General features: G+C 72.5%; 24 protein-coding genes. 6 read left to right on the top strand and 18 right to left on the bottom strand.

Going from position 1 to position 21,687, the window contains the following annotated elements; translation table 11 throughout:
• Nucleotides 1-27: 27 nt before the first annotated feature.
• Together ABH937_RS05665 and ABH937_RS05660 are read right to left on the bottom strand one after the other, a co-directional pair.
• Nucleotides 28-675, bottom strand: a complete 648-nt coding sequence (locus ABH937_RS05665; protein WP_280688873.1) for a DUF4232 domain-containing protein — start codon at nt 673-675, stop codon at nt 28-30.
• Between the two features lie 151 nt (nt 676-826).
• Nucleotides 827-1,717 carry a helix-turn-helix transcriptional regulator gene (locus tag ABH937_RS05660; protein WP_280688872.1) on the bottom strand — a complete coding sequence of 297 codons (891 nt, stop codon included), beginning with the start codon at nt 1,715-1,717 and terminating at the stop codon, nt 827-829.
• Between the two features lie 102 nt (nt 1,718-1,819).
• On the opposite strand from ABH937_RS05660, the gene ABH937_RS05655 reads away from it, so the two are divergent.
• On the top strand, nt 1,820-3,373 hold the full coding sequence (locus tag ABH937_RS05655; RefSeq protein WP_370146260.1) for an MFS transporter: 1,554 nt from the start codon (nt 1,820-1,822) through the stop codon (nt 3,371-3,373).
• Nucleotides 3,374-3,495: 122 nt separating this feature from the next.
• Here the strand turns inward: ABH937_RS05655 and ABH937_RS05650 are convergent, their stop codons facing one another.
• Nucleotides 3,496-4,401, bottom strand: coding sequence for an SDR family oxidoreductase (locus tag ABH937_RS05650; protein ID WP_280688871.1), 906 nt, complete (start codon nt 4,399-4,401; stop codon nt 3,496-3,498).
• Nucleotides 4,402-4,552: 151 nt separating this feature from the next.
• Between ABH937_RS05650 and ABH937_RS05645 the strand changes: the two genes are divergently transcribed.
• The 3 genes from ABH937_RS05645 to ABH937_RS05635 all read left to right on the top strand — a co-directional run bounded on the left by ABH937_RS05645 (nt 4,553) and on the right by ABH937_RS05635 (nt 6,812).
• The gene (locus ABH937_RS05645; protein ID WP_280688870.1) at nt 4,553-5,119 is read left to right on the top strand and encodes a helix-turn-helix domain-containing protein; all 567 of its coding nucleotides are present in this window, start codon (nt 4,553-4,555) and stop codon (nt 5,117-5,119) included.
• 76 nt (nt 5,120-5,195) lie between these two features.
• Nucleotides 5,196-6,101 (top strand): ornithine cyclodeaminase family protein, encoded by a 906-nt coding sequence (locus tag ABH937_RS05640; protein ID WP_280688869.1) that lies wholly within the window; start codon nt 5,196-5,198, stop codon nt 6,099-6,101.
• A 90-nt stretch (nt 6,102-6,191) separates the two neighbouring features.
• Complete coding sequence (locus ABH937_RS05635; RefSeq protein WP_280688868.1) at nt 6,192-6,812, top strand: ScbR family autoregulator-binding transcription factor; 621 nt, start codon at nt 6,192-6,194, stop codon at nt 6,810-6,812.
• Between the two features lie 104 nt (nt 6,813-6,916).
• Here the strand turns inward: ABH937_RS05635 and ABH937_RS05630 are convergent, their stop codons facing one another.
• The 15 genes from ABH937_RS05630 to leuC form a co-directional block, all read right to left on the bottom strand.
• The gene (locus tag ABH937_RS05630; RefSeq protein WP_280688867.1) at nt 6,917-7,600 is read right to left on the bottom strand and encodes an L-threonylcarbamoyladenylate synthase; all 684 of its coding nucleotides are present in this window, start codon (nt 7,598-7,600) and stop codon (nt 6,917-6,919) included.
• An 85-nt stretch (nt 7,601-7,685) separates the two neighbouring features.
• Nucleotides 7,686-9,119 carry a class I adenylate-forming enzyme family protein gene (locus ABH937_RS05625; protein ID WP_280688866.1) on the bottom strand — a complete coding sequence of 478 codons (1,434 nt, stop codon included), beginning with the start codon at nt 9,117-9,119 and terminating at the stop codon, nt 7,686-7,688.
• On the bottom strand, nt 9,116-9,850 hold the full coding sequence (locus tag ABH937_RS05620; RefSeq protein WP_280688865.1) for a beta-ketoacyl synthase N-terminal-like domain-containing protein: 735 nt from the start codon (nt 9,848-9,850) through the stop codon (nt 9,116-9,118). Before ABH937_RS05620 ends, ABH937_RS05625 begins: the two co-directional genes overlap by 4 nt.
• A gap of 2 nt (nt 9,851-9,852) precedes the next feature.
• Complete coding sequence (locus ABH937_RS05615; RefSeq protein WP_280688864.1) at nt 9,853-10,281, bottom strand: hypothetical protein; 429 nt, start codon at nt 10,279-10,281, stop codon at nt 9,853-9,855.
• Nucleotides 10,274-11,188 carry an enoyl-ACP reductase gene (locus ABH937_RS05610; RefSeq protein ID WP_280688863.1) on the bottom strand — a complete coding sequence of 305 codons (915 nt, stop codon included), beginning with the start codon at nt 11,186-11,188 and terminating at the stop codon, nt 10,274-10,276. Before ABH937_RS05610 ends, ABH937_RS05615 begins: the two co-directional genes overlap by 8 nt.
• A complete protein-coding gene (locus ABH937_RS05605) occupies nt 11,185-11,982 on the bottom strand; it encodes an SDR family oxidoreductase (protein ID WP_280688862.1) in 798 nt (265 codons plus the stop codon). Before ABH937_RS05605 ends, ABH937_RS05610 begins: the two co-directional genes overlap by 4 nt.
• Nucleotides 11,969-12,343, bottom strand: a complete 375-nt coding sequence (locus ABH937_RS05600) for a hypothetical protein (RefSeq protein WP_280688861.1) — start codon at nt 12,341-12,343, stop codon at nt 11,969-11,971. The genes ABH937_RS05605 and ABH937_RS05600 overlap by 14 nt, the downstream gene beginning before the upstream one ends.
• The gene (locus ABH937_RS05595; protein ID WP_280688860.1) at nt 12,340-13,419 is read right to left on the bottom strand and encodes an NAD(P)-dependent oxidoreductase; all 1,080 of its coding nucleotides are present in this window, start codon (nt 13,417-13,419) and stop codon (nt 12,340-12,342) included. Before ABH937_RS05595 ends, ABH937_RS05600 begins: the two co-directional genes overlap by 4 nt.
• Nucleotides 13,416-14,564: a beta-ketoacyl synthase N-terminal-like domain-containing protein gene (locus tag ABH937_RS05590; protein WP_280688859.1), complete on the bottom strand. Its 1,149-nt coding sequence runs from the start codon at nt 14,562-14,564 to the stop codon at nt 13,416-13,418. Before ABH937_RS05590 ends, ABH937_RS05595 begins: the two co-directional genes overlap by 4 nt.
• Nucleotides 14,561-14,998: an acyl-CoA thioesterase gene (locus ABH937_RS05585; RefSeq protein WP_370217381.1), complete on the bottom strand. Its 438-nt coding sequence runs from the start codon at nt 14,996-14,998 to the stop codon at nt 14,561-14,563. Before ABH937_RS05585 ends, ABH937_RS05590 begins: the two co-directional genes overlap by 4 nt.
• 29 nt (nt 14,999-15,027) lie before the next feature.
• Nucleotides 15,028-15,327, bottom strand: a complete 300-nt coding sequence (locus ABH937_RS05580; protein ID WP_280688857.1) for an acyl carrier protein — start codon at nt 15,325-15,327, stop codon at nt 15,028-15,030.
• 149 nt (nt 15,328-15,476) lie between these two features.
• Complete coding sequence (locus ABH937_RS05575) at nt 15,477-15,899, bottom strand: heme-binding protein (RefSeq protein WP_280688856.1); 423 nt, start codon at nt 15,897-15,899, stop codon at nt 15,477-15,479.
• 39 nt (nt 15,900-15,938) lie between these two features.
• A complete protein-coding gene (locus tag ABH937_RS05570) occupies nt 15,939-17,135 on the bottom strand; it encodes a hypothetical protein (RefSeq protein ID WP_280688855.1) in 1,197 nt (398 codons plus the stop codon).
• 33 nt (nt 17,136-17,168) lie between these two features.
• Nucleotides 17,169-17,762: a 3-isopropylmalate dehydratase small subunit gene (leuD, locus tag ABH937_RS05565; RefSeq protein ID WP_280688854.1), complete on the bottom strand. Its 594-nt coding sequence runs from the start codon at nt 17,760-17,762 to the stop codon at nt 17,169-17,171.
• A gap of 2 nt (nt 17,763-17,764) precedes the next feature.
• A complete protein-coding gene (gene leuC, locus ABH937_RS05560; protein WP_280688853.1) occupies nt 17,765-19,207 on the bottom strand; it encodes a 3-isopropylmalate dehydratase large subunit in 1,443 nt (480 codons plus the stop codon).
• 304 nt (nt 19,208-19,511) lie between these two features.
• Between leuC and ABH937_RS05555 the strand changes: the two genes are divergently transcribed.
• Together ABH937_RS05555 and ABH937_RS05550 are read left to right on the top strand one after the other, a co-directional pair.
• Nucleotides 19,512-20,915: an MFS transporter gene (locus ABH937_RS05555; RefSeq protein WP_280688852.1), complete on the top strand. Its 1,404-nt coding sequence runs from the start codon at nt 19,512-19,514 to the stop codon at nt 20,913-20,915.
• Nucleotides 20,916-21,005: 90 nt separating this feature from the next.
• Entirely contained in the window at nt 21,006-21,656 is a 651-nt protein-coding gene (locus tag ABH937_RS05550; protein ID WP_280688851.1) for an adenylate kinase, read from the top strand.
• Nucleotides 21,657-21,687 lie beyond the last annotated feature (31 nt).

Genomic DNA, 21,687 nt, shown 5'->3' with positions numbered 1-21,687 from the left:
TGACGCGAGCGGTGCGGGGCCGGCAGGTCAGCCGTGGTAGCCGACCGGCTCCAGGTACAGGGTGTCCGTCCCGCCCGCGTCGGCGCCGGTGGCGAACTCGGCGCCGGGCCAGGCCAGTTTGACCGAGTGGGTCTCGCCGGGCGGGGTGATCGTCATACCGGTGACCTTGGTGCCGGGGTGGCCGGGGGGATTGGTGCGGTACCAGATGGTGAACTGGGTGCTCGCCCCGGCGGCGAGGGTGACGGTGCTCCCGTCGTGCGGGCCGCGCGGCACCGAGGTGGGGCCTTCGCCGGTGGTCAGGTCCACCCCGGCGAAGCCGTAGAGCGTGCAGCGCGCGCCTGCCTTGTTGGTGAACGAGACGTTGACCGAGGCCAGGTCGGGCTCCGGCGGTGTCGCCTTGCCCACGGACGTGCTGATGCCCAGGTCGGCGGTGGTGCAGTGGCCACTCGCCGCCGCGCCGGACGAGCCAGTTGAACCGGACGAGCCCGACGAGCCACTGCCGGTGGACCCAGTGTCGGTGGATCCGGTGCCGGTGGACCCGCTGCCGGTCCGCGCGGCGGTCGGCTGCCCGGCGCCCGTGGTCACACTGCCGCTCACATCGTCCTGACAGGCGGTCAGCGCCAACCCCGCCACGACCGCCACCACACTTGCCGCCAGGGCACGCCGAACACGCATCTGGACCCCTCCCAAGGATGTCGGTTCGCGGCTCCCCGCCGCGACCACCACCAGGGTCACACGGCCGAGCACGGTCAAACCAGGCTGAGCACCGTGCCAGGACAGGGCTGTGACGGTGTCCCGTTCCTGTCCCAAAGATCCTGACCCGCAGTCACATCGCCGCGAGCCGCTCCAGCCCGGCCCGGGTCTCCGGATCGGCCGGAGCGTAGGTGATCATGCGGTAGCCGGGGCGCGGGCCGAGCCAGAGGTTGGTGAAGTCGAAGTTCAGCAGGCCGACTTGGGAGTTGAGGAACCGCTTCTGACCGTCGCCGGTGCCGGCGACGTCATGGCGCTCCCACAGCTCGGCGAACTCGGGCGAGGCCAGCAGCAGCTTCTTCAGCAGGGTCTTGTACGGCGGCTCGGCGACGTGATCCGCCATCGCGGCACGGAACTTGCCCACCATGGAGTGCGTCGCGCGCTCCCAGTCGATCAGCGCCTCGCGCCAGGCCGGGTCGGTGAAGGCCAGCCACATGATGTTCCGGTCCTCGGGCGGGACGGCGTCGAGGTCGCCCACCAGCCGGCGGTACACCCGGTTGTAGGCGATCAGGTCGTAGCGCGGGTTGACCACGCAGGCGGGCAGCGGTCCCAGTTGGTCCAGGACCGCCCGCACGGCGGGTGTCACCACCGGGCAGACCTTGGCCGGCGACGGGTCGGCGGCGCCCGCGAGGATGAAGAGGTGCTCGCGCTCCCCGGCGTTCAGCAGCAGTCCGCGCGCGATCGCGTCCAGCACCTGGGCGGACACCTGGATGTCCCGGGCCTGTTCCAGCCAGGTGTACCAGGTGACTCCGACGGCGGCGAGCTGCGCCACCTCCTCGCGGCGCAGCCCCGGCGTGCGGCGCCGGCCTCCGGCGGGCAGACCGACCTGGTCGGGCGAGATGCGCTCGCGCCGGCTGCGCAGGAACGCGGCCAGCTCGCGGCGTCGGACCTGGTCGGGCCCGGAGGCCGAGTGGACCAGTTCGAGAGCGGCGGGTGCGGTGGTGGCGGGTGCGGTGGTTGCTGCCATGTCTTCTAGGATGCCCCTGCGCCGATCCCATTGCCAGGTACTTCTTATACCTGGATAACCACACTCTGGTACCAGGCTGAGACAGGGCCGAGTCTAGTACCCGTGAGCACTCAGACCACCTCCCTCCGCACGACCGCGAGCCGGGCGAACGTGCTACCGCGCGTCACCCGCCTCGGCGGCAACTCGCCCGTGCAGCCGGGGCTCGACACCACGCAGCCCGACACCACGCAGCCCGAGCACCTGACCGCTCCGCCGAAGGCCGGCACCGCTCAACCGAAACTGAGCACGCTGGGCCTGATCACCGTCCTGCTCGGCGCTTTCCTGCCGATGCTGGACTTCTTCATCGTCAACGTCGCGCTGCCGACCATCGACCGCGACCTCTCCGCCGGTCCGGCCATGCTGGAGCTGTTCGTCGCCGGGTACGGCATCGCCTACGCGGTGCTGCTGGTGCTCGGCGGTCGGCTCGGCGACCTCTACGGGCGCCGCCGGCTGTTCATCACGGGTGCGCTGGCCTTCGGGCTGACCTCGCTGGCCTGCGGCGTCGCGCCCACCGCGCTCGCGCTGGTCGCGGCGCGGGTGGCGCAGGGCGCCGCGGCCGCGCTGATGCTGCCGCAGGCGCTGGCCACCATCCAGTCCGCCACCCAGGGCGAGCGCAAGGCCCGGGCGATGGGCATCTACGGCGCCGTCGGCGGCATCGCCGTGGTGATCGGCCAGGTGCTCGGCGGGGTGCTGCTCTCGGCGGACCTGTTCGGCACCGGCTGGCGGTTCATCTTCCTGGTGAACGTTCCGGTCGCGGTGGTCGCCGCGGTGCTGGCGCTGCGCGCGGTGCCGGAGACCCGCTCCGCCCACCCGGCCCGGGTCGACCTGCCCGGCACCGTGCTGCTCGCCGCCTCGCTGCTGGCGCTGCTCGTCCCGCTGATGGAGGGCCGCTCGCTCGGCTGGCCCTGGTGGACCTGGGTGCTGCTGGCCGCCTTCCCGTTCGTGCTGGCCGCTTTCGTCGCGGTGGAGCGGGCGGCGGAGCGCGCCGGGCGGATCCCGCTCGTGCCGATGTCGCTGCTGCGGGTGCACGGGCTGCGGACCGGGCTGACCATGGCCGTGCCGTTCTTCGCCGGCTTCGGCGGCTTCATGATGGTGATGGCCGTCGCGCTGCAACTCGGCCTGCGCGAGGGCCCGATCGCCTCCGGCTTCGCGATGGTGCCGATGGCGGTCGGCTTCTTCGCCGCCTCGCTCGCCGGGCCCCGGCTGCTGGCCCGCTTCGGCTCCAAGGTGATCGTGACCGGCGCGATCGTCCAAGTCGTCGGCCTGGGGGTGCTGGTGGCCACCGTCCTCACCGACTGGTCGGGGCTGAGCCCGCTGACGCTGCTGCCGGGCATGGCGCTCGCCGGTACCGGGCAGGGCCTGGTGATGCCGCCGCTGATCCGCCTGGTGCTCTCCGAGGTGCCGGTGGAGCGGGCCGGCGTCGGCGGCGGCATCCTGGCCACCACCCAGCAGTCCAGCCTGGCCCTGGGCGTGGCGACGCTCGGCACGCTGTTCCTGTCGGTCTCGTCGTCGATGGGGATGCAACACGCGCTGGCGCTGGTGCTGACGCTGCAACTGGCGCTCACGCTCGTGGTGATCGCGCTGGGGACCCGGCTGCCGAAGCGGGTCGGGCACTGACGGGCGCACCGGCCGGCGCGCCCAGGGACACGAAGCCGCGCCGCCACCGTGCTACGGCACGGTGGCGGCGCGGCTTCGGCACGACGGCGGCGGCCCCGCTCAGCCGCCGCCGGTCAGCAGTATCAGCCGTAGTGGGCGGCGAGGTCCTCGAGCAGTCCGGGCTGCTTGGGCTCCCACCCCAGCAGCTCGCGGGTCAGCGCGTTCGAGGCGGGGATGTCGAGCCCGATGAAGCCGGCCAGCCAGGTGAAGTACTCGCCCGCCTGCTCGGGAGCGACCGGGACGACCGGGATGCCGAGCCGCTGCCCGATCACCTCGGCGACGGCGCGGATCGGCACGCCCTCTTCCCCGACGCCGTGCAGCGTCGATCCCGCCGGGGCCTGCTCCAGCGCGAGGCGGAACAGCCGTGCGGCATCGAGCCGGTGCACGGCGGGCCAGCGGTTGGCCCCGTCGCCGAGGTAGCCCGAGGCACCCTTCTCGCGGGCGTTGCCGACCAGGGTCGCCATGAAACCGTGGTCACCTTCGCCGTGCACCGTCGGCGCCAGGCGCACGATGGACGAACGGACGCCGCGCGACGCGAGGGAGAGCGTCAGCTCGGCGTTGGCCCGCCGGGCCTCCGCGACGCCGGTCGAGGTGACGGGACCGTGCCCGTCCTGCTCGGTCGACGCCCGATCCTGGGCGAGCCCGAACAGGCCGGAGGCGATGACGAACGGCCGGTCGGAACCGGCGAGGGCGTCGCCGAAGGTCTCGATGGCACGGCGATCCGCGTCGGCGGCGCCCTGGAAGTCGCCGCTGAAGGCGATGTCGTGCTTGAACGCGAGGTGGATCACGCCGTCCGACGCGGCAGCCGCGTTCCGCAGGCTGTCGAGGTCGTCGATCGTGCCGCGCTGCACCTCGACGCCCGCCGCGGTGAGGGCTGCCGCTGCGGCGTCCGAACGAGCGAGCCCAACGACCTGGTGACCTGCGTCGAGGAGCTCGGGAACGACAGCGGATCCGATCCAGCCGGACGCGCCGGTGACGAAGACACGCATGAGAAGACCTCCAGATGAGCGGCTGTTCTCGTGACAGGGTCCGCGACCGACGGGTCGCGACCACTCGCCCGACAGTCGATGTCAGGCGCTGTCATCAGCCTAGCTCCGATGCGAGCTGATGTCATCTACTGTCATCGCATAGAATCGGGCCATGGGTCGATGGGAACCGAACGCGCGTGGCCGCCTGCAGCAGGCGGCATTCGAGCTGTATGTCGAGCGCGGGTACGGACAGACCACGGTGGCGGAGATCGCCAAGCGGGCGGGGCTCACCGAGCGGACGTTCTTCCGGCACTTCGCCGACAAGCGCGAGGTCCTGTTCGGGGGCGCGCGCGCTCTGGAGGAACTCCTGGCGACCGCGGTCACCGGCGCACCCGACACCGCGCCGCCGATCGACGCGATCAGCGCAGCGCTCGAGGCGGTCGGCGCCGAGTTCCAGGGGGGCCGTGAAGGTTCCCGGCAGCGTCAGACGATCATCGCCGCGCACCCGGAGTTGCAGGAGCGCGAGCTGATCAAGCTCGCCGCACTCGCCTCAGCCCTGGCGGACGCGTTGCGCGGGCGCGGCGTCCCCGACCCGGCCGCGAGCCTGGCGGCCGAGGCGGGGATCGCCGTCTTCAAGGTCGGGTTCGAGCGCTGGCTCCAGCAGGACGCCGAGCGGGAACTGTCAGCCGTGCTCCGCGAGTCGCTCGACGAGCTCAAGGCCGTGACCGCGGGCGCCTGATCGCCGGCTGCGCACCCGGTGGACGCGGACCAGCAGCGCCCTTCCGCGCCCCACGGAGCCGGTGGAGAATCGTCGGATGCCTCCCCTTCTACTCTCGGACGCCGACGTCCGGGCCCGGCTCGACCCGGCCACCGCCATCACCGCGGTCCGCCAGGCCCTGCTCGCGCACCACAGCGGCGGACTCAGCGCCCCCGCGCGGGTGCACGCGGAGCTGAACGGGGGTGATCTGGTCTTCACCGCCGGGCAGTTGGACGGCGAGTGGCACGGCTTCCGGGTGTACGACACGCTGAGCGGATCCGAGCAACTGGTCGCGCTCTGGGACACGCCCCGGCGATCGCTGCGGGCTCTGGTCACCGGCCATCAGCTGGGCGCCCGGCGGACCGGGGCGATCGGGGCCGTCGCGGTCGATCTGTGGGCCCGGCCGCAGGCCCGGTCGATCGGGCTGGTCGGCGCCGGTCCGCAGGCCTGGGCCCAGCTCTGGGCGATCCGCACGGTCCGTGAACTTGACGAAGTAGTCGTCTGTTCGCGCAGCCGGACCAGCGCGTCGCGCTTCGCCGCCCGGGCGGAACGGGAGTTCGGCCTCCCGGTGCGGGTCGCGGCCGATGCTTCGGAGGCGGTGCGGGAGCGGGATATCGTCGTGCTGGCGACCAGCAGCGAGGTGCCGGTGATCGAGACCTCCTGGCTCTCGCCCGGTACCCATCTGCAGACGCTCGGCCTCAAGGGCGTCGAGCGGCACGAGATCCCGCCTGACCTGCGGTCCCGGGCCGACGCCGTGTGCACGGACTCCCGGGCGCAGCTGGCCGCGGACAGCCTCTTCGACCAGCGGCGCGTGGTGGAGCTGGGCGAGGTGGTGGCGGGGGCGCACCCGGGCCGGACCGCGGCCGACGAGCTGACCGTGTTCTGTTCGGTGGGCCTGGCCGGGACCGAGGTGGCGGTGGCCGCCGCGCTGGTGGGGCGGAGCACGACTTCCGTGGCCTGGTGACGCTGAACCACGCAGAGTAAAGTACCTACCGTGCGGTTTCTAGCAGTGGAGCTCGCACCGAATCTCCCCACACCCTCGGAAAGAAGAGTCATGGCACAACAGGAGCGAGCGGTCCAGACCCGATCGAAAGTGCTCGAAGCGGCGGCCCAGGTGTTCGCCGAACACGGCTACGCGAGCGCCAGCATGGCGCAGATCCTGGCGACCGCCGGGGTGACCAAGGGCGCGGTCTACTTCCACTTCTCGTCCAAGGAGGACCTCGCCAAGGCCGTCGTGGCGGAGCAGGCGAACTGGCTGGCGGGCGGCGAGAGCGCCGAGGGCTCCGGGCTTCAGGGGCTGATCGACCTGTCGCACCGCTTCGCGCACGGCCTGCGGACCGATCCCATCGCGCGCGGCGCCGTCCGGCTGGTCATCGAGTACGGCTCCTTCTCCAGCCCCGACCCCACGCCCTACCTCCAGTGGATCGCCGGCGTGCGCGCGCTGCTGCTGGTGGCCCGCGAGGAGGACGCCCTGCGGGACGGGGTGGACGTCGACGCCGCGGCCGAGGCCCTGGTCGGCATGTTCACCGGGATCCAGCTGATCGCGGAGGTGCTCAGCGGCCGCCAGGATCTGGACCGACGGATCACCTCGATGTGGGAACTGGTCCTGCCGAACCTGGCCCGGCCCGAGGCCCTGCCGGAGCTGCGACTGGAAGGGTCGCCGGCCGCCGCCTGACGGCTCGCCGGAGCGCCCCGAGGGGTGGAAGGACGACCCTCCCACCCCGTCGGACTCCTCCGGCCCCTCCAGGCACCTGCCGCCTGACGGATACTTCCGGTCCGTCAGGCGGCCAGCAGATCGGCCCGGTCGCCCAGGGCAGCGCGAATCTGCTCGGCGGTGACATCGCCGGCGCGCTGGATCCGGAACCGGCCGTCCACCAGGGTCACGATGGTGGAGGACAGCGTGGTGCCCTGGTTGCCGCCGCGGATCACCAGGTCGACGGCCTCGCCGATCTGAGTGACCGCCAGGTCCAGGTCCACCAGCACACCGTCGGCCTGGCCGGACAGGTTGGCCGAGGTCATCGCGACCGGCTTCTGGGTGAACTCCAGCAGGCGCTGGATGGTGGGGTTGGACAGGCAGCCGATCGCGACGGTCGGACCGCCGCAGACCAGGTGGTCCGGGACCCGGGTGTTGCGCGGCAGGATGATGTTGAACGGGCCCGGCCAGAAGGCCGCGGTCAGCCGCTCCACCGGGGTCACCAGCGACTGCGGGACGACGGTGTAGTCCCGCCAGTCCTGCGGGTCACGGACGAACAGGGTCAGCGGCGAGGTCGGCGGCCGGCGCTTGATGGCGAAGGCGCGCTCGACCGCGGCACGGTTCCACGGGTCCAGGGTCAGCGCCAGGTTGGTGTCCGACGGGGCCACCACCACACCACCGTTGGTGATCAGCTCGGCGGCGACCCGCAGATTGTCGTCGGTGGGGTGGACGACCTTCCCGACGGCCTGGGTGGGATTGGCAGTGCTCATGGCTTCAGCCTCTCTTGATGCTCTGTCAGTTTCGATCTGTGTCAGTCGGTTGACGTTGTGTCAGTTGATTGATGCCGGCCGGCCGTTACTTGCTCAGCCGGGTGCCGGCATCGACGGCGGTGAACCGGCGCGGGATCTCGACCGCGCGCAGCCGTCCGCGGCACCACCCGCGCAGGTCCTGCGGCGACACGGCCGCGCCGCTCCGGGGCAGGATGCTGGCGGCGAGCACACCGTCCGCGTCGAGCGCGACCAGCGCCGCACCGACCGCCGGGTGCTCGCCCAACACCCTTTCCACCAGGCCCAGGTAGATCTTCTCCCCGGCGACCGACGCGACCCGACGGGCCCGGCCGACCAGCCGGATCCGGCCCGTCGAGGTCAGCTCACCGAGGTCGCCGGTGGGCACCTCGGTCCCGGCCGGCCAGCCCGCGAAGCTGCCCTCGCGGTAGCACCCGGCCTGCGCGGTCGGCGTCCGGACCAGCAACTCGCCGGGGCCCGCGTCGCCGTCGGCCAGGCGCAGTTCCACGCCGGGCAGCGGCTCCCCGAGGGTGTCCCAGTCCGTCGGGTCCTCGCCCAGCCGGTTGGTGGCCACCCGGGGGCCCGCCTCCGTCAGGCCGTAGGTGGTGAAGATCTCCCGGACCCCGCTGCGGCGCAGCTCGCCGACCGCCGTACGGCCCAGGCGGTCGCCGCCGACCGTGACCTGACGCAGGCTGCCGGGCAGCTCCACGCCGGCCGTGAGCAGCCGCATCAGCAGGTGCGGGGTGAGCGCGGTGTGCGTGATCTCCCGCCGGGCGGCCACCTCTGCCCACGCCGTCACCGCGAACGGCGGCTCCAGCAGCGAGAGTTGCATGCCCCGGGCCAGGACGCCCAGCACGCCGCAGACGAAGGCCGAGGAGAAGAACAGCGACTGGGACAGCAGATAGCGGTCACCGGGTCGCGGTTCCCCGACGCTGGACCAGTGCATGGCGGCGTTGTGCAGCAGGCTCGACCGGCGGTGCACCACGGCCTTGGGGAGGCCGGTACTGCCGGAGGTGGCCAGCACCAGGGTGGGCTCCTCGGCCGGGACGTCCGGGCCATCCGGGGTCGTCCGTGGTCCGCCGTCGCCGCGCAGGTCCAGCAGGACCGCGTCCTGGTCCCGTCCGGGCAGTGGTCGGGCCGGGCCGGCGGACCAGGAGCGCGCGGCGGCGGGGGTCGCCCGCACGGCTGCCGCGCCGGTGTGCTCGGCGAGGATGCGGTAACTCTCGGGTGCGAGGCTGTCCGAGAGCAGCACCGGAACCAGCCCCAGGTCCCAGGCCGAGGCGACGTCCAGCAGCGTGCCGAGCCTGCTGCCGGTGGCGACGATCACCCGCTCCCCCGGGGCGAGCCCGAGCCGCTGCCAGTCCGCGGCCCGGTGCTCGACCAGTTCCAGCAGATCGGCGCTGCGCAGCACCCGGACCCCGGCGGCCCGGTGCTCGACCAGCTCGGCCTGCGGGTGGATCCAGGCGGTCGTCCGGTCCGGGCTGCTCAGGATGGGCGCGGTCATGCGGCACCCACCAGGACCGGCGCTCCGGCGGCCGCGTCGATCCGGCGCAGCGCCGCGACCTCCTCGGGCCCGAGCTCCCCGAGCGGACGGGCACCGGCCCGGGTCGCCTCGAAGGCGGCGCTCGGGTCGATCCGGTGCGGCTCCTCCGCCTCGGGCAGGGCAGCTGCCCTGGTCAGGGTGGTGAGCACGCACAGACCTTCACCGCCGGCCGGCCCGCCCTCCCCCGGCACCCAGCCGACCAGGCCGGTGTAGGCGGTGTCGACCGCCCCGGACCGCAGCCGCAGGGCCGCCAGGAAGAGCGCCCCGTCCAGGCTCGCCCGGCGTCCGGCCAGCACGACGGACGGGCCGTGCGCGGGCAGCGCGCGGGCCGCGCTCTGCGCCACGATGTTGTACCCGGCGCCGGAGAAGGTGGCGGGGCTGCGCCGCCCCGAGGCCAGTTCCCCGGAGAATCGGCGCACCGACTCCTGGTTGCCGCGCCGGCTGGCGAGGAAGACCCCGCGCCTGGCCGGTTCGGCGGCGGACGGCTGCACGGCGGCGAGCTCGGTCGCGGCCAGCTCGGCCAGCAGCGAGGCCGGATCGAGCCGGCCGCGCAGCTTGCGCTGGGACACCTCGGTCACCGCGGTCGCGGTCGCCACCGCATGGACCGCGTCCAGTCGGCCTGGGGTGGCGAGCACCACGGCCCGGCCGAGCCGGTAGAGGCCGGGCAGGCCGTCGAAGACAACTGCGTTCATGTTCACCTTCCCCTGATCTCCTGGGCGCAGACGGTCGCGTGGTACGTGGTGGAACCGTGGACGAGCGAGGCCGCCACGGTGGACAGCAGGCCCGACCTCAGCAGCCGGGCCCGGAGCACGCCCTGCTCGGCGGGTGCGCCGGACTCGCCGACATCGACGGCGTCGACCGCGTCGACGGCCCGGAACTCCACCAGCCGGGCCGGTACGCAGCGCTCCGCTCCCCTGGCCAGCGCGGCCAGCCGGCAGCTGATCTGGTGCAGCGCCTCCAGGGCGAGCGCCTCCAGGGCCTGCGCCGGCAGGTCGGGCGGCTGGAGGTAGTCGGCCCGGGCGGTGATGTGGCCGTCCGCGTCGGTAGCGGTCTCCAGCGGCCCGCACAGGGCGAGGAACCAGCCGGTCGCCGTGCGGGCGGGCGCACTGAGCAGCTCAGTCATGGCTCGGCTCGCCCGGCCAGGTGCCCATGATGTGGTAGCCGGCGTCGACGTAGACGGTCTCGCCGGTCACCCCCGAGGACAGGTCGCTGAGCAGGTAGAGCGCGGTGCCCGCGACGTCCGCCGTGTTGATCGCCCGGCCGAGCGGACTGCGTCCGGCACGCTGGGACATCGAGGCCGAGAAGTTCGGCAGCCCGAAGGTGGCCAGCGTGCGCATCGGCCCGGCGGAGAGCACGTTCACCCGGGTGCCCTGCGGCCCCAGTTCGGCCGCCAGGTAGCGGGCCGCGGACTCCAGCGCGGCCTTGGCCACGCCGAGGACGTTGTAGCCGTGGCAGACCCGCTCGGAGCCCAGGTAGGAGAGCGTCAGGATGCTTGCCCGGTCCGAGAGGTGGGGGCGCAGCGCGCCGGTCAGGCCGATCAGCGAGTAGACCGAGGACTCCATGCACTCGGTGAATCCCTTGCGGCTGGTCGAAGCCAGGCCGCCGGCCAACTCCTCGCGGTCGCCGTGGGCCACGGCGTGCACCACGAAGTCGATCTTCCCGCCCTCGACGCCACCAGCCTCGGCAGCACCGTCTCCGGCACTACCGGCCCTGGCACCGCCGGCCTTGGCGAACTCGTCGCCGACGGAGGCCAGTTCGCCGTCATCGTTGACATCGCACCGGTACAGCCACGGCTGCCCGCCGAGCCTCGGAGTGGCGCGGGCCAACCACTGCCCGGCCGACCTGCTGCGGTAGGTGAAGCCGAGCTCGGCACCCTCGGCGGCCAGCCGCTCGGCGATCCCCCAGGCGATGGAGCGCTGGTTGACCACGCCCAGCACCAGCCCGCGCCGGCCGGCGAGCAGGCCGGCCGCCCGGACCGGCGTGGGCTGTTCGGCGGTGAGCATCTCTCGTTCCCCTCGTTCGGTGATCACAGCTGGGCACCTCCGGCGACCGGCAGCACCGCGCCGACCAGGGACGGGCGGCGCAGCACCAGGGCCTCCACCACCTCGGCCACGTCACGCGGCCGGGTCAGGCGGCGCAGCGGTATCTCCAGCAGGTACTTCTGCCGGGCCTTGCCGGTCAGCATGCTGCGGGTCAGGTCGGTCTCGACGAATCCGGGCTCGACGACATTGGCGAGCACGTTGAACCGGGCGCCCTCCAGCGCGATGTTGGCCGCGTAACGGGTCAGCGCGGCCTTGGAGACGCCGTACATCGCGTTGCCCACCCGGGCGTTGCGCCGGGCCTGGGATGAGATGAAGACGACGTCCCCCCGGCGGCCCCGGATCAGGTGCGGCAGTACCGCGTGGGTGAAGGTGACGGCGCTGCCCAGGTTGGTGACCAGCAGCTCCTCCAGGTCGGTCCAGGTGACCTGCCCGACCAGCTTGTCGATGGTCAGCCCCTGGTTGTTGACCAGCGCCTGCAGCGCACCCCGGCCGGCCGCAGCGGCCACGAAATCGGCGACCTGCACCGGATCGCGGCCGTCGACCCGGGAGGCCCTGGCCCGGCCCTCGGTGGCCGCGACCACTTCGTCGGCGGCCTGACGCGACGTCAGATAGGTGAACTCGACGTCGTACCCGGCGCCGGCCAGCCGTTCGACGACGGCCCGGCCGATGCCCCGGGCACCGCCGGTCACGATGACGACGGGCCGGGTCCCGGACTGACTGGTGGACTCGGCTTCGCTGGCGGACTCGGCTTCATCGGTGGACTCGGCTTCATCGGTGGACATGGCGGGTGACCTCCCCTCGGGCGGCGACGGTTTCTCCGTCGGTGGTGGACAGCAGGACCTGGCAACGCAGCGTGTCGGTCCGCGCCGGGTCCGGCACCGCGCGGAGCCGGACCACGGCCGGTGGCACCAGGGCGGTGCCGAACCGGACCTCCCGCACCTCGTACCGAGCCGCGCCGAGGGCACTCTCCGCCAGGGCGGACATCAGCCGGACGGTGAGCGAGCCGGGGAACATCGGGTTGCCCGGGAAGTGCTCCGCGAAGATCGGCCAGTCCGGGTCCAGTTCCAGCTCGGCCGACCAGCCGCCGTGGCCGTCGGCCACCGGGGTCACGGTCAGCGGTGCGCCCAGCACCCGGGGCGTCACGCGGCCCTCCTCGCGGCGGTGGCAGCACCCGCGCCACGCACCTCGCGCGCCAGGAACCCGGCGTAGGAGGCGGCGTTGACGCGCGGGGTGGCCAGCGGCGGGAGGTGGGACTCCAGCACCGTGCGGTCGAAGGTGAACGCGCAGTCCATGAAGGCGAGGTTGTCCGCGTTGACCGCGGCGTGCGCCCGGTCGAGCGCGGTGCGGTGCTCGCCGATGCGCAGCACCTCGGCACCGAGCTCGGCGTTGACCGCCGCGGCGGCCGCCTGGTTGGTCAGCCGCTGGTCGCCCAGGTGGTAGTAGCCGTGGACCTCGGCGCCGGTCCGCGCCCGCTCGGCGAGCTCGCGGCAGGCGGCGGCCAAATCGTCGACGTGCAGCAGCGGCGGGGTGCCCGCCGGGTCGACGTCCAGGGAGAGCGGTCGGCCTGAGCGCAGGGCGCGGGCCGTCATCTCGGCCAGGGTGAAGTAGCCGGCCCGGTTGCGGCGCACCGGCGCGCGGTGCGCGGGTCCGAGCACCGAGCCGATCCGCAGCGAGCTGACGGGATGTCCGGTCGCCTCGCCGCGTGCGTCGAGCAGGTGTTCGGCCATCAGCTTGGCGACGACGTACGGGTTGACCGCGTCGACCTCCCACAGCGCTTCCTCGCGGATCACCCGGCGCAGGCCGCGCCGGCCGGGTCCGGTGACGCCGACGGTCGAGATCTGGAAGAACCGCTCCGTCGGACGGCAGAGGTCGAGCAGCCGCAACGGGGCAGCGGTGTTGGCCGCCACCGTCTCGCGCAGCCTGGCGTGGTCGTACGAGAGCTCCGCCGCCACGTTCCACACCTGGGCGATCTCGTCGATGCCCCGGGCGGCGAGCGCCCCGCGGCTCAACTCGCCCACCGGCATGGCATCGAGACGGTCCAGCAACCGGGTCTCCTCGGCCCCGCCGGGGCGGGCCGCGCGGACCGCGGCCCGCAGCGCGCCGAGATCGGCGGCTCCCCGGCTCAGCGCCAGCACCCGGTCGAACCGGGGCAGCAGCGCGGCGGTCAGCTCGGCGCCGACCAGGCCACTCGCACCGGTGATCACCAGTACGCGGCTCATCGGGCACCGCCGGCCACGACCAGGCAGGAGTTGGCCCCGCCGAAGCCGTAGGTGACGCTGACGCCCAGCTCGCGGTCGTCCAGCTCGGCCGGGCTGTCGGTGACCAGCGGCACGCCCGCCCAGCGCGGGTGCGGCTCGCGCAGACCCGCGGTCGGCGGGGCGGTCCGCTCACGCAGCGCCAGGACGGTGGCCAGCGCCTCGACCGTGCCGGTGGCGCCGAGGGTGTGCCCCAGCGCGCCCTTGGTGGCCGAGACCGGCACGTCCAGGGCTGGGAAGACGGCGCGGTACACGGCCGCCTCCATCTCGTCGTTGACCGGAGTGCCGGAGCCGTGGCCGTTCAGGTAGCCCACCTGGCCGGCGTCCGCCTTCGCCATGGCCAGCGCCTCGGCGATCATGCGGGAGGCGTTGCGGCCCGACATGTCGGGAGAGGTCAGCGACTCCACGTCGGTGGAGGCGGCCCAGCCCCGGACCCAGCCGAGCGGCTCTTCGCGGAGCAGTCCGCCGGCGGTGAGCACCAGGCAGCAGGCACCCTCGGCGAGGGTCGTTCCGTCGGACTCGGCGTCGTAGGGGCGGCAGCGGTCCGGGGACATCGTCTTGAGACCGGAGTGACCGGTGAACTTGCCGGGCTCCAGCGAGTCCAGGCCGATGGCCAGCACCACCCGGGCGGCGCCCGAGGTGACCAGGTCGGCGCCGTAGGCCACCGCGTCGGTGCCCGAGGAGCAGGCGGAGGAGAGCGGGATCACCGGTCCGGTGAGGCCGAGCGGCCTGGCCACCTCCTCCCAGAAGTGGTCGAGTTCGACGTCCAGGCCGGTCTGCTCGAAGATGTCGCCGAGGCTGATCCCCAGCACCACCCAGGCCTCGGCCAGTTGCTCGGCGGTCAGGCCTGCCTCGGCCGCGTCGCCGAGCGCCGCCGCCAGGGCACCGGTGCAGAGCTTTGCCAGCCGGGCCCCGCCGCGCAGTCCGGCGTGGCCGGGGACGACGCCGCCGGTCGCGCTGCGGCGGTTCTCGACGGAGAAGAGGTCGATCGGACCGAGACCGGTCCGGCCGGCCAGCAGGCCCGACCAGGTCGACTCGACCGAGTCGCCGAGGCAGGTGACCGCGCCTGCGGCGGCCACGGCGACCGTGCGAGCGGTAGCGCCGTTCATGCGGCTCTCCCCGCTGGGTCGCGCCGGGCGGCCGACTCGGCCTGCTCGGCGGCCAGCCGGGCGGCGAGCGCCTCCGGTACCCGGACCAGGCCGTACGGTTCGGTCCGGACGAAGACCAGGTTCAGCTCGGCGCGGGCGAGCAACTCGCCCCGGGCCTCGGCGCGGAAGTGCAGGCGCAGCGATCGGCCCTGGTTGTCCACCCGGCTGATCGAGATCGACACCCGGTCGTCGCGCCGGGCGGAACTGCTGTACGACGCACGGACCCTGGCGACGCGGACCTCGATCCCGTCGCCGAAGAAGCCGGCCGGCTCGCTGTAGCGGGCCAGGAACTCCTTCAGCGCGGCCCCGTACCAGCGCACGTAGTTGGCGAAGTGGACCACCTCGAACTCGTCCACCTCGACATCCTCGACCGGATGCTCCACATTGATGATCATTTGACTGTCCCCCTCAGTGTGACGTGTCGTCAGGCGGCGTTCGGCGCCGCGCCGCCGAGCTTGCCGAGGACCAGGCCGACGATGCGCTGGACGGTGGCGAAGTTCTCGGGCAGGAACTCGCCGTCCGAGATGGCGATCGAGTAGGTGTCCTCCAGGTGGGCCATGAGCTCGGCGAAGCCGAGCGAGTCGACACCGATCTCGGTACCGAGCAGCGAGTCGTCGCCGATCTCGCTCGGGTCGATGTCGATGAAGAGCGAGTCCACGATGAACTCCTTCAGGTGCGCGGCGATGGCCTCGGCGGTGACGGTCTCGGGCGTGGTGACGGTCATGATGGTCAAGTCCTTCTGTTCACAGGTGTGTTGGTTGGAGATGGTGGTGCGGCCGGCCGGGGGTACCGGCCGCACCACCGGACCGCAGGAGGCGCAGAGCCCCCGCGGAGTCAGGAGACGGAGCCAGGAAACGGCGTCAGGGGACGGAGTCAGGAGAGGACGTCGAGCGCGGCCTTCGCGATCTTGACGTCGTCCGACCAGTGGCCGCCGCTGACGCCCACGCCGCCGACGACCTGGCCGTCCACGCTGATCGGGAGCCCGCCGCCGAAGACGATCAGGCGGCGGATCCCGGTCGGGGCGCCCATGGCGAGCGGTGCGTCGTCCTTGACGAACTCGTGCCAGGAGTCGGTGCCGAGGCCGAAGCCGGCCGCGGTGTACGCCTTGTCCTGGGCGATGTCGATGGTGAGCAGCGCCGCCCCGTCCATCCGGGCGAAGGCGTTCAGGTGCCCGGACTCGTCGACCACCGCGATGGCGGAGGGGATGCCGAGCCCCTCCGCCGCCTGCACGGCTGCGGCGAGAATCTCCTGGGCGAGGGCGTTGCTGAGCGCGGCCCGGTGCCGGATGTCGGCCATGATGTGTGCCTTTCTTGACAAGTGATGAAGCGTCAGGTTTCAGGAAGCCGTCGCGGGCTGGGCCGCCGGAGCGGCCGCCGCGTGCGGGCGGGGCAGCGCGACCAGGACGATCGCCGCCACCGCCAGGTAGCCGGCGGCGATGCCGGCCACCAGGTGCGAGAACGGAACCCGGTCCAGGGCCACGCCGGCCAGCAGGATCAGCAGCGTGTTGAAGGCGGCGAACCGCGCCTCGTTGCCGCGCAGCGCGGCGGCCCGCTCGAGGGCGGGACGGTCGGCCAGCGCCGCGTTCACCGCACCGACCACCATGGGCCGCACGCCACCGACACCGGCGCCGAGCGCCACCGTGGCCACGGCTGCCCCGGCGACGTTCTCTTGCCAGAGGAGCACCAGCAGCCCGAGACCGGTCAGGCCCACGGACACCACGGCCGTCCCGCGCGCCCCGAGCCGCTCGACCAGCGGCTTGGCGAAGCGGGCGCTGAAGTAGCCGCTGAGCGTGTACGAGCCGAGGATCAGCCCGAACACCGGCAGTGAGGCGTGCAGTCGCACGTACAGCAAGTAGGGCAGGAACCCGATGAAGAGGGCGAGCACCGAGCCGCGGACCACGGTGTAGAAGGCGCTCCACCGCAGCACCGGGCCGAACCCCGCTCGCCCGGCGGCCGCCTGCGAGGGCTTCCCGGCCGGGGCGGCGACGTGCTCCAGCCCGCGCCCGACGCTCACCACGACGATCGCGGCCAGCGCCGACATCACCGCCGAGAGGATGAAGGGCAGTTCACGCCCCACCTGGTAGAGCACCGCGCCGGCGATGCCGGCGATCAGTGCCGCGATGAAGGTCAGCGAGCCGCTGCGGCTCTCCCAGCCGCGGGCGTCCTCGCCGTCCCGGCGGCAGAGCTCCGAGAGCAGCGCCGAGTCAGTGCCACTGGCCAGCGAGAAGCCGAGCGCGGCGATGATCTGTGCCACCACCGCGACCGGCGTGCCACCGGGCGCGGCCAGCAGCAGCAGGCCGAGCGCCTTGAGCGCCTCGCCCAGCCCGACCGTCGCGGTGAGGCTGAGCCGGGCCGCGATCGGGCGGACCACCGGTCCGGCGAGGGCCAGGGCGGCCCCGTAGACCGCCAGGACGGCCTCGACGGCGGGGATGGACAGCTGCCGGTCGTAGAAGTAGACGAAGAGGATGGTCAGGTGGAAGTAGCTACGGGACAGGATGCGGTAGGCGGTGAATCCCCTGACGCCGCTGAGCATGGTTCCCCCCTTTCTGCCGTTGTCGGTGTGGATTCAGGCGACCTCGACCGTCGGCAACCAGCTGGGCCGGGTGGCCTCGAAGGCCCGGACGGCGTCCTCGTACCGCAGGGTGGCGTCGATCTCGTCGAGGCCTTCCAGCAGGCGCATGCGGTGGTAGGGGTCGAGCTCGAAGTCGACGGTCAGGTCCGCGGCGCGCACCTGGAGGGCCTCCAGGTCGACCGTGACCGGCTGGTCGGGGGCCTGCTCGGCACGCTCCCAGAGGGCCTCCACGACCTCCTGGTCCAACTGGATCGTCAGCAGGCCGTTCTTGAGCGAGTTGCCGCGGAAGATGTCGGCGAAGCGGGAGGAGATCACCACCCGGAAGCCGTGGTCGAGCAGCGACCAGACGGCGTGCTCCCGGGACGAGCCGGTGCCGAACTCGGGTCCCGCGACCAGGACGGTCGCGCCCTGGTACTCGGGCCGGTCGAGCTCGAAGCCGGGCTCCTCGCGCCAGGCGGCGAACAGGCCGTCCGCGTAGCCGGTACGGGTGAGGCGCTTGAGAAAGCGGACCGGGATCAGCTGGTCGGTGTCGATGTTGCTGCGCCGCATCGGCAGGACCCGGCCGGTGTGGATACGGAAGGCTTCCATGGTCAGACCTCGGCGGTGTGCTGGGCGGGGAGGGACTCGGCGGCGGGCAGCGCACCCGGGGAGCAGAGCGCCCCGGCGACGGCGGTGGCGGCGGCGACCGCCGGTGAGACCAGGTGGGTGCGGGAGCCCGCGCCCTGCCGGCCCTCGAAGTTGCGGTTGGAGGTGGAGGCGGCACGCTGGCCCGGCTGCAGGAAGTCCGGGTTCATCGCCATGCACATCGAGCAGCCGGCGTTGCGCCACTCCGCGCCCGCGTCCAGGAACACCTGGTGCAGACCCTCGAGTTCGGCAGCCTCGCGGACCCGCTCCGAGCCCGGGACGACCAGCATCCGCACGCCTCCGGCGACCCTGCGGCCCCGCAACACCTCGGCCGCCGCCCGCAGGTCCTCGAGCCGGCCGTTGGTGCAGGAACCCAGGAAGACGGTGTCGACCGCGATCCCGGCCAGTGGCTGACCAGGCGTCAGGTCCATGTACTCCAGGGCCCGCTCGCAGGCCGCGCGCTTGACCGGATCCGCGAAGTCGCCCGGCGCGGGCACCGTGGCGGCCAGCGGGGCCACCTGCCCCGGGTTGGTTCCCCAACTGACGTACGGGGTCAGCTCGGAGATGTCGACATCGACCACCCGGTCGAAGACCGCGTCCTCGTCGGTGCGCAGCGTGCGCCAGTATTCGACGGCGGCGTCCCACCGCTCGTCCTTCGGGGCGTAGGTGCGGCCCTTGAGATAGCCGAAGGTGGTCTCGTCCGGCGCGATCATGCCGGCCCTGGCGCCCGCCTCGATCGACATGTTGCAGATGGTCATCCGGGCTTCCATCGACATCCCGGCGAGCACCTCGCCCCGGTACTCGATGACGTGGCCCTGGCCGCCGCCGGTGCCGATCCGGCCGATCACCGCGAGGATGATGTCCTTCGCGGTGACCCCGGGCTGCGGGGTCCCGATCAGGTTGACGGCCATGGTGCGGAACGGGCGCAGCCGCAGCGTCTGGGTGGCCATGACGTGCTCGACCTCGCTGGTGCCGATGCCGAAGGCGAGCGCACCGAACGCGCCGTGCGTCGAGGTGTGCGAGTCGCCGCAGACCACCGTCATACCGGGCTGGGTGAGACCCGTCTCGGGACCGATGACATGGACGATTCCCTGACCGGGATCTCCCAGTGCGTGGATTTTCACGCCGAATTTCCTGCAGTTCTCACGGATCGCGTCGACCTGAGCCCGGGAAACCGGATCGGCGATAGGACGGAAGATGTCCGAGGTCGGCACATTGTGGTCCTCGGTGGCGAGCGTGAGCTCCGGGTGCCGGACCTTTCGACCGCGCAGTGCGAGCCCGTCGAACGCCTGTGGGCTCGTCACCTCATGCAGCAGGTGCATGTCGATGTAGAGGATGTCCGGCTCTCCGGACTGCCGACTCACCAGGTGTGCGTTCCACACCTTCTCGGCAAGGGTCTGACCAGCCAATTCATGATCCCGTCTCGGATGGCGGACGCGGTCCGCTTCGGTGACTGGACAAAGCAAACCGCACGTGCGGTCTGGTTGTCAACCGCGATCCCGCCCGCCCCGCGACCGGGGAGGCCGACCTGCGCAGATTCGAAAAAGCTTGCGCTGTGCACTCGCATTCATTTAGCGTCACGCCGGATCCGAAAGCAGTTGATATTCCGGCCGGATCGGCCGAGACCTGCTCGGAAACTCCATCGATCTCGCGGCTTCCGCGCTCATGTCAAAATGCGCCCGCGGTCCGCACACACTCTCTGGGGGAAAACCCATGTCCCGAATCGCGACCCCGCCGACCGGAGTCAGACCGAAGCGGAGCCGGCCGGAGGACGGCGCGGCGCGCGCGGTCTACCGCAAGGCGGCCGTACGGCTGCTGCCACTGCTGGGCCTGCTCTACCTGGTGAGCTACCTCGACCGCAGCAACATCGCCTTCGCCGGCCCGAACGGCATGAACCACGATCTGGGTCTGAGCTCGGCCGCCTTCGGGTTGGCCTCGGGCATCTTCTTCCTCGGCTACTCCCTTCTCGAGGTGCCCAGCAACCTGGCGCTGCGCCGATTCGGCGCCCGCAAGTGGCTGGTGCGCATCCTGGTCTCCTGGGGCGTGGTCGCCACCGCAACCGCCTACGTCCAGGGAGCAGGCCAACTGGAGGTCGCCCGGCTGCTGTTGGGCATGGCGGAAGCCGGCTGCCTGCCCGGCATCGTGCTCTACCTGACGATGTGGTTCCCCCGCGAGGTCCGCACCAGGCTCACCGCCTGGTTCTTCCTCTCCCTCCCGCTCTCCACGGCCCTCGGCGCACCGCTCTCCGCGCTGCTCATCCAGTGGAGCAACGGGCTGTTCGGCCTCGCGGGCTGGCGGTCGATGTTCCTCTTCGAGGGGCTGCCGGCCCTCGCCCTCGCGGTCGTGGTCTGGTACCTGCTGCCCGACGGCCCGGAACAGGCACGCTGGTTGACCGGAGCGGAACGGCAGCTGCTGCGCTCGCGCCTCGACCAGGACGCCACGCCGACCAGCCCGCCCGCGAGCCGCCGCTGGTCCGGCAGCCTGCCGGCGCCGCGGGTCTGGGGACTGGCGTTCGCCTACTTCGGCATCATCTACGGCCAGTACGCGCTCGGCTTCTTCCTGCCCACCATCATCGGCGGCTTCGAGACCCAGGCCGGCCACCACTTCTCGATCATCCAGCGCGGCCTCATCAACGCCGTCCCCTATCTGGTCGCCGCAGCGGTCCTGGTCGGCTGGGCCAGGCGCGCCCAGCGCGCCGAATCGCGGGCGCCGTACGTCATCTGGCCGTCCCTGGTGGCCGGAGCGGTGATCCCGTTCGCGCTCTACCTGCACGGCCCGCTGCTGACCATGGCCGCGATCACCGTCTGCGCGGTCGCCGTCCTGTCGGCCATCCCGGTGTTCTGGGCGCTGCCCACCGAGATGCTCAGCCGTGACGCGGCCGTGGTCGGCATCGCCGTGGTCAACACCGTGGGCAGCCTCAGCGGCTTCGCCGCCCCGTACGTCACGGGCTGGCTCAAGGACCTCACCGGCTCGACCGAACCCGGCCTCTGGCTGGCCGGCGCGATGATGCTGCTGTCCGCCGGTCTCGTCGCGATCCTGAGCCGACGTCAAGTCGCCGTCGAGACCGTCAGCTTGCCCGCACCCACCCCGCGTCCCCGGACTGTCGCGAGCAGTTAGGCAGTTAGGCAGTTAGGTTGCCAGGCAGTCAGGCAGTTGGCAGTCAGGCAGTTGGCAGTCAGGCAGTCGGCCGACCGAGAAAGGCTCTCCATGCGCATCGTTCTGCTCGGCCCGCCAGGCGCGGGCAAAGGCACCCAGGCAGGCCTGCTGGCCGGGGAGTTGGGCGTACCGCACATCTCCACCGGCGACCTGTTCCGCGACCACATCAACCGCCGCACCCCGCTCGGCGACCAGGTACGAGAACTCCTGGCAGCCGGAGAGCTGGTGCCGACCGACCTGACCGTCACGCTGGTCCGGTCCCGGCTCGGGGAACCCGACGCCGCCGAGGGTTTCCTGCTCGACGGGTTCCCGCGCAGCATCGAGCAGGCGCGGGCGCTCGACTCGCTGCTGGAGGCCGGCGAGCGCGCCCTGGACGCGGCGCTCCTGCTCGACCTGCCGGACCAGGAGGTGGTCCGCCGGATCGCCGGCCGCCGGATCTGCCGCCTCGAACCGGCCCACACCCACCACCTGGACTCCGCACCGCCGGTGCTGCCCGGTGTCTGCGATCGCTGCGGCGGTGAGCTGTACCAGCGCGCCGACGACCAGCCCGAGACGGTCCTGCACCGCCAACGGCTGTACCACGCCGAGACCGCGCCGCTGGCCGACCACTACCGGCAGCGCGGCCTGCTCCGCCGCGTCGACGCGATGGGCCCGATCTCCGACGTCACAGCCCGACTGGCCTCCGTCCTCACCCGCGCCTGACCGGACGCCAGGGGGCGCTGCCCGCTGATCG

Origin of the sequence: Kitasatospora sp. GAS1066B, assembly GCF_041262605.1 — a bacterium.
Taxonomy (GTDB): Bacteria; Actinomycetota; Actinomycetes; order Streptomycetales; family Streptomycetaceae; genus Kitasatospora.
This window is presented reverse-complemented; position numbering and strand designations above follow the sequence as displayed.

Coding starts and splice junctions, on each gene's coding strand:
- ABH937_RS05605 (WP_280688862.1), bottom strand. CDS start 11,982: ATGTCCACCGATGAAGCCGAGTCCACCGATGAAGCCGAGTCCGCCAGC.
- ABH937_RS05635 (WP_280688868.1), top strand. CDS start 6,192: ATGGCACAACAGGAGCGAGCGGTCCAGACCCGATCGAAAGTGCTCGAA.
- ABH937_RS05595 (WP_280688860.1), bottom strand. CDS start 13,419: ATGAGCCGCGTACTGGTGATCACCGGTGCGAGTGGCCTGGTCGGCGCC.
- leuD (WP_280688854.1), bottom strand. CDS start 17,762: ATGGAAGCCTTCCGTATCCACACCGGCCGGGTCCTGCCGATGCGGCGC.
- ABH937_RS05580 (WP_280688857.1), bottom strand. CDS start 15,327: ATGACCGTCACCACGCCCGAGACCGTCACCGCCGAGGCCATCGCCGCG.
- ABH937_RS05575 (WP_280688856.1), bottom strand. CDS start 15,899: ATGGCCGACATCCGGCACCGGGCCGCGCTCAGCAACGCCCTCGCCCAG.
- ABH937_RS05590 (WP_280688859.1), bottom strand. CDS start 14,564: ATGAACGGCGCTACCGCTCGCACGGTCGCCGTGGCCGCCGCAGGCGCG.
- ABH937_RS05585 (WP_370217381.1), bottom strand. CDS start 14,998: ATGATCATCAATGTGGAGCATCCGGTCGAGGATGTCGAGGTGGACGAG.
- ABH937_RS05640 (WP_280688869.1), top strand. CDS start 5,196: ATGCCTCCCCTTCTACTCTCGGACGCCGACGTCCGGGCCCGGCTCGAC.
- ABH937_RS05555 (WP_280688852.1), top strand. CDS start 19,512: ATGTCCCGAATCGCGACCCCGCCGACCGGAGTCAGACCGAAGCGGAGC.
- ABH937_RS05570 (WP_280688855.1), bottom strand. CDS start 17,135: ATGCTCAGCGGCGTCAGGGGATTCACCGCCTACCGCATCCTGTCCCGT.
- ABH937_RS05665 (WP_280688873.1), bottom strand. CDS start 675: ATGCGTGTTCGGCGTGCCCTGGCGGCAAGTGTGGTGGCGGTCGTGGCG.
- ABH937_RS05660 (WP_280688872.1), bottom strand. CDS start 1,717: ATGGCAGCAACCACCGCACCCGCCACCACCGCACCCGCCGCTCTCGAA.
- ABH937_RS05650 (WP_280688871.1), bottom strand. CDS start 4,401: ATGCGTGTCTTCGTCACCGGCGCGTCCGGCTGGATCGGATCCGCTGTC.
- ABH937_RS05645 (WP_280688870.1), top strand. CDS start 4,553: ATGGGTCGATGGGAACCGAACGCGCGTGGCCGCCTGCAGCAGGCGGCA.
- ABH937_RS05625 (WP_280688866.1), bottom strand. CDS start 9,119: ATGACCGCGCCCATCCTGAGCAGCCCGGACCGGACGACCGCCTGGATC.
- ABH937_RS05615 (WP_280688864.1), bottom strand. CDS start 10,281: ATGACTGAGCTGCTCAGTGCGCCCGCCCGCACGGCGACCGGCTGGTTC.
- ABH937_RS05550 (WP_280688851.1), top strand. CDS start 21,006: ATGCGCATCGTTCTGCTCGGCCCGCCAGGCGCGGGCAAAGGCACCCAG.
- ABH937_RS05630 (WP_280688867.1), bottom strand. CDS start 7,600: ATGAGCACTGCCAATCCCACCCAGGCCGTCGGGAAGGTCGTCCACCCC.
- ABH937_RS05620 (WP_280688865.1), bottom strand. CDS start 9,850: ATGAACGCAGTTGTCTTCGACGGCCTGCCCGGCCTCTACCGGCTCGGC.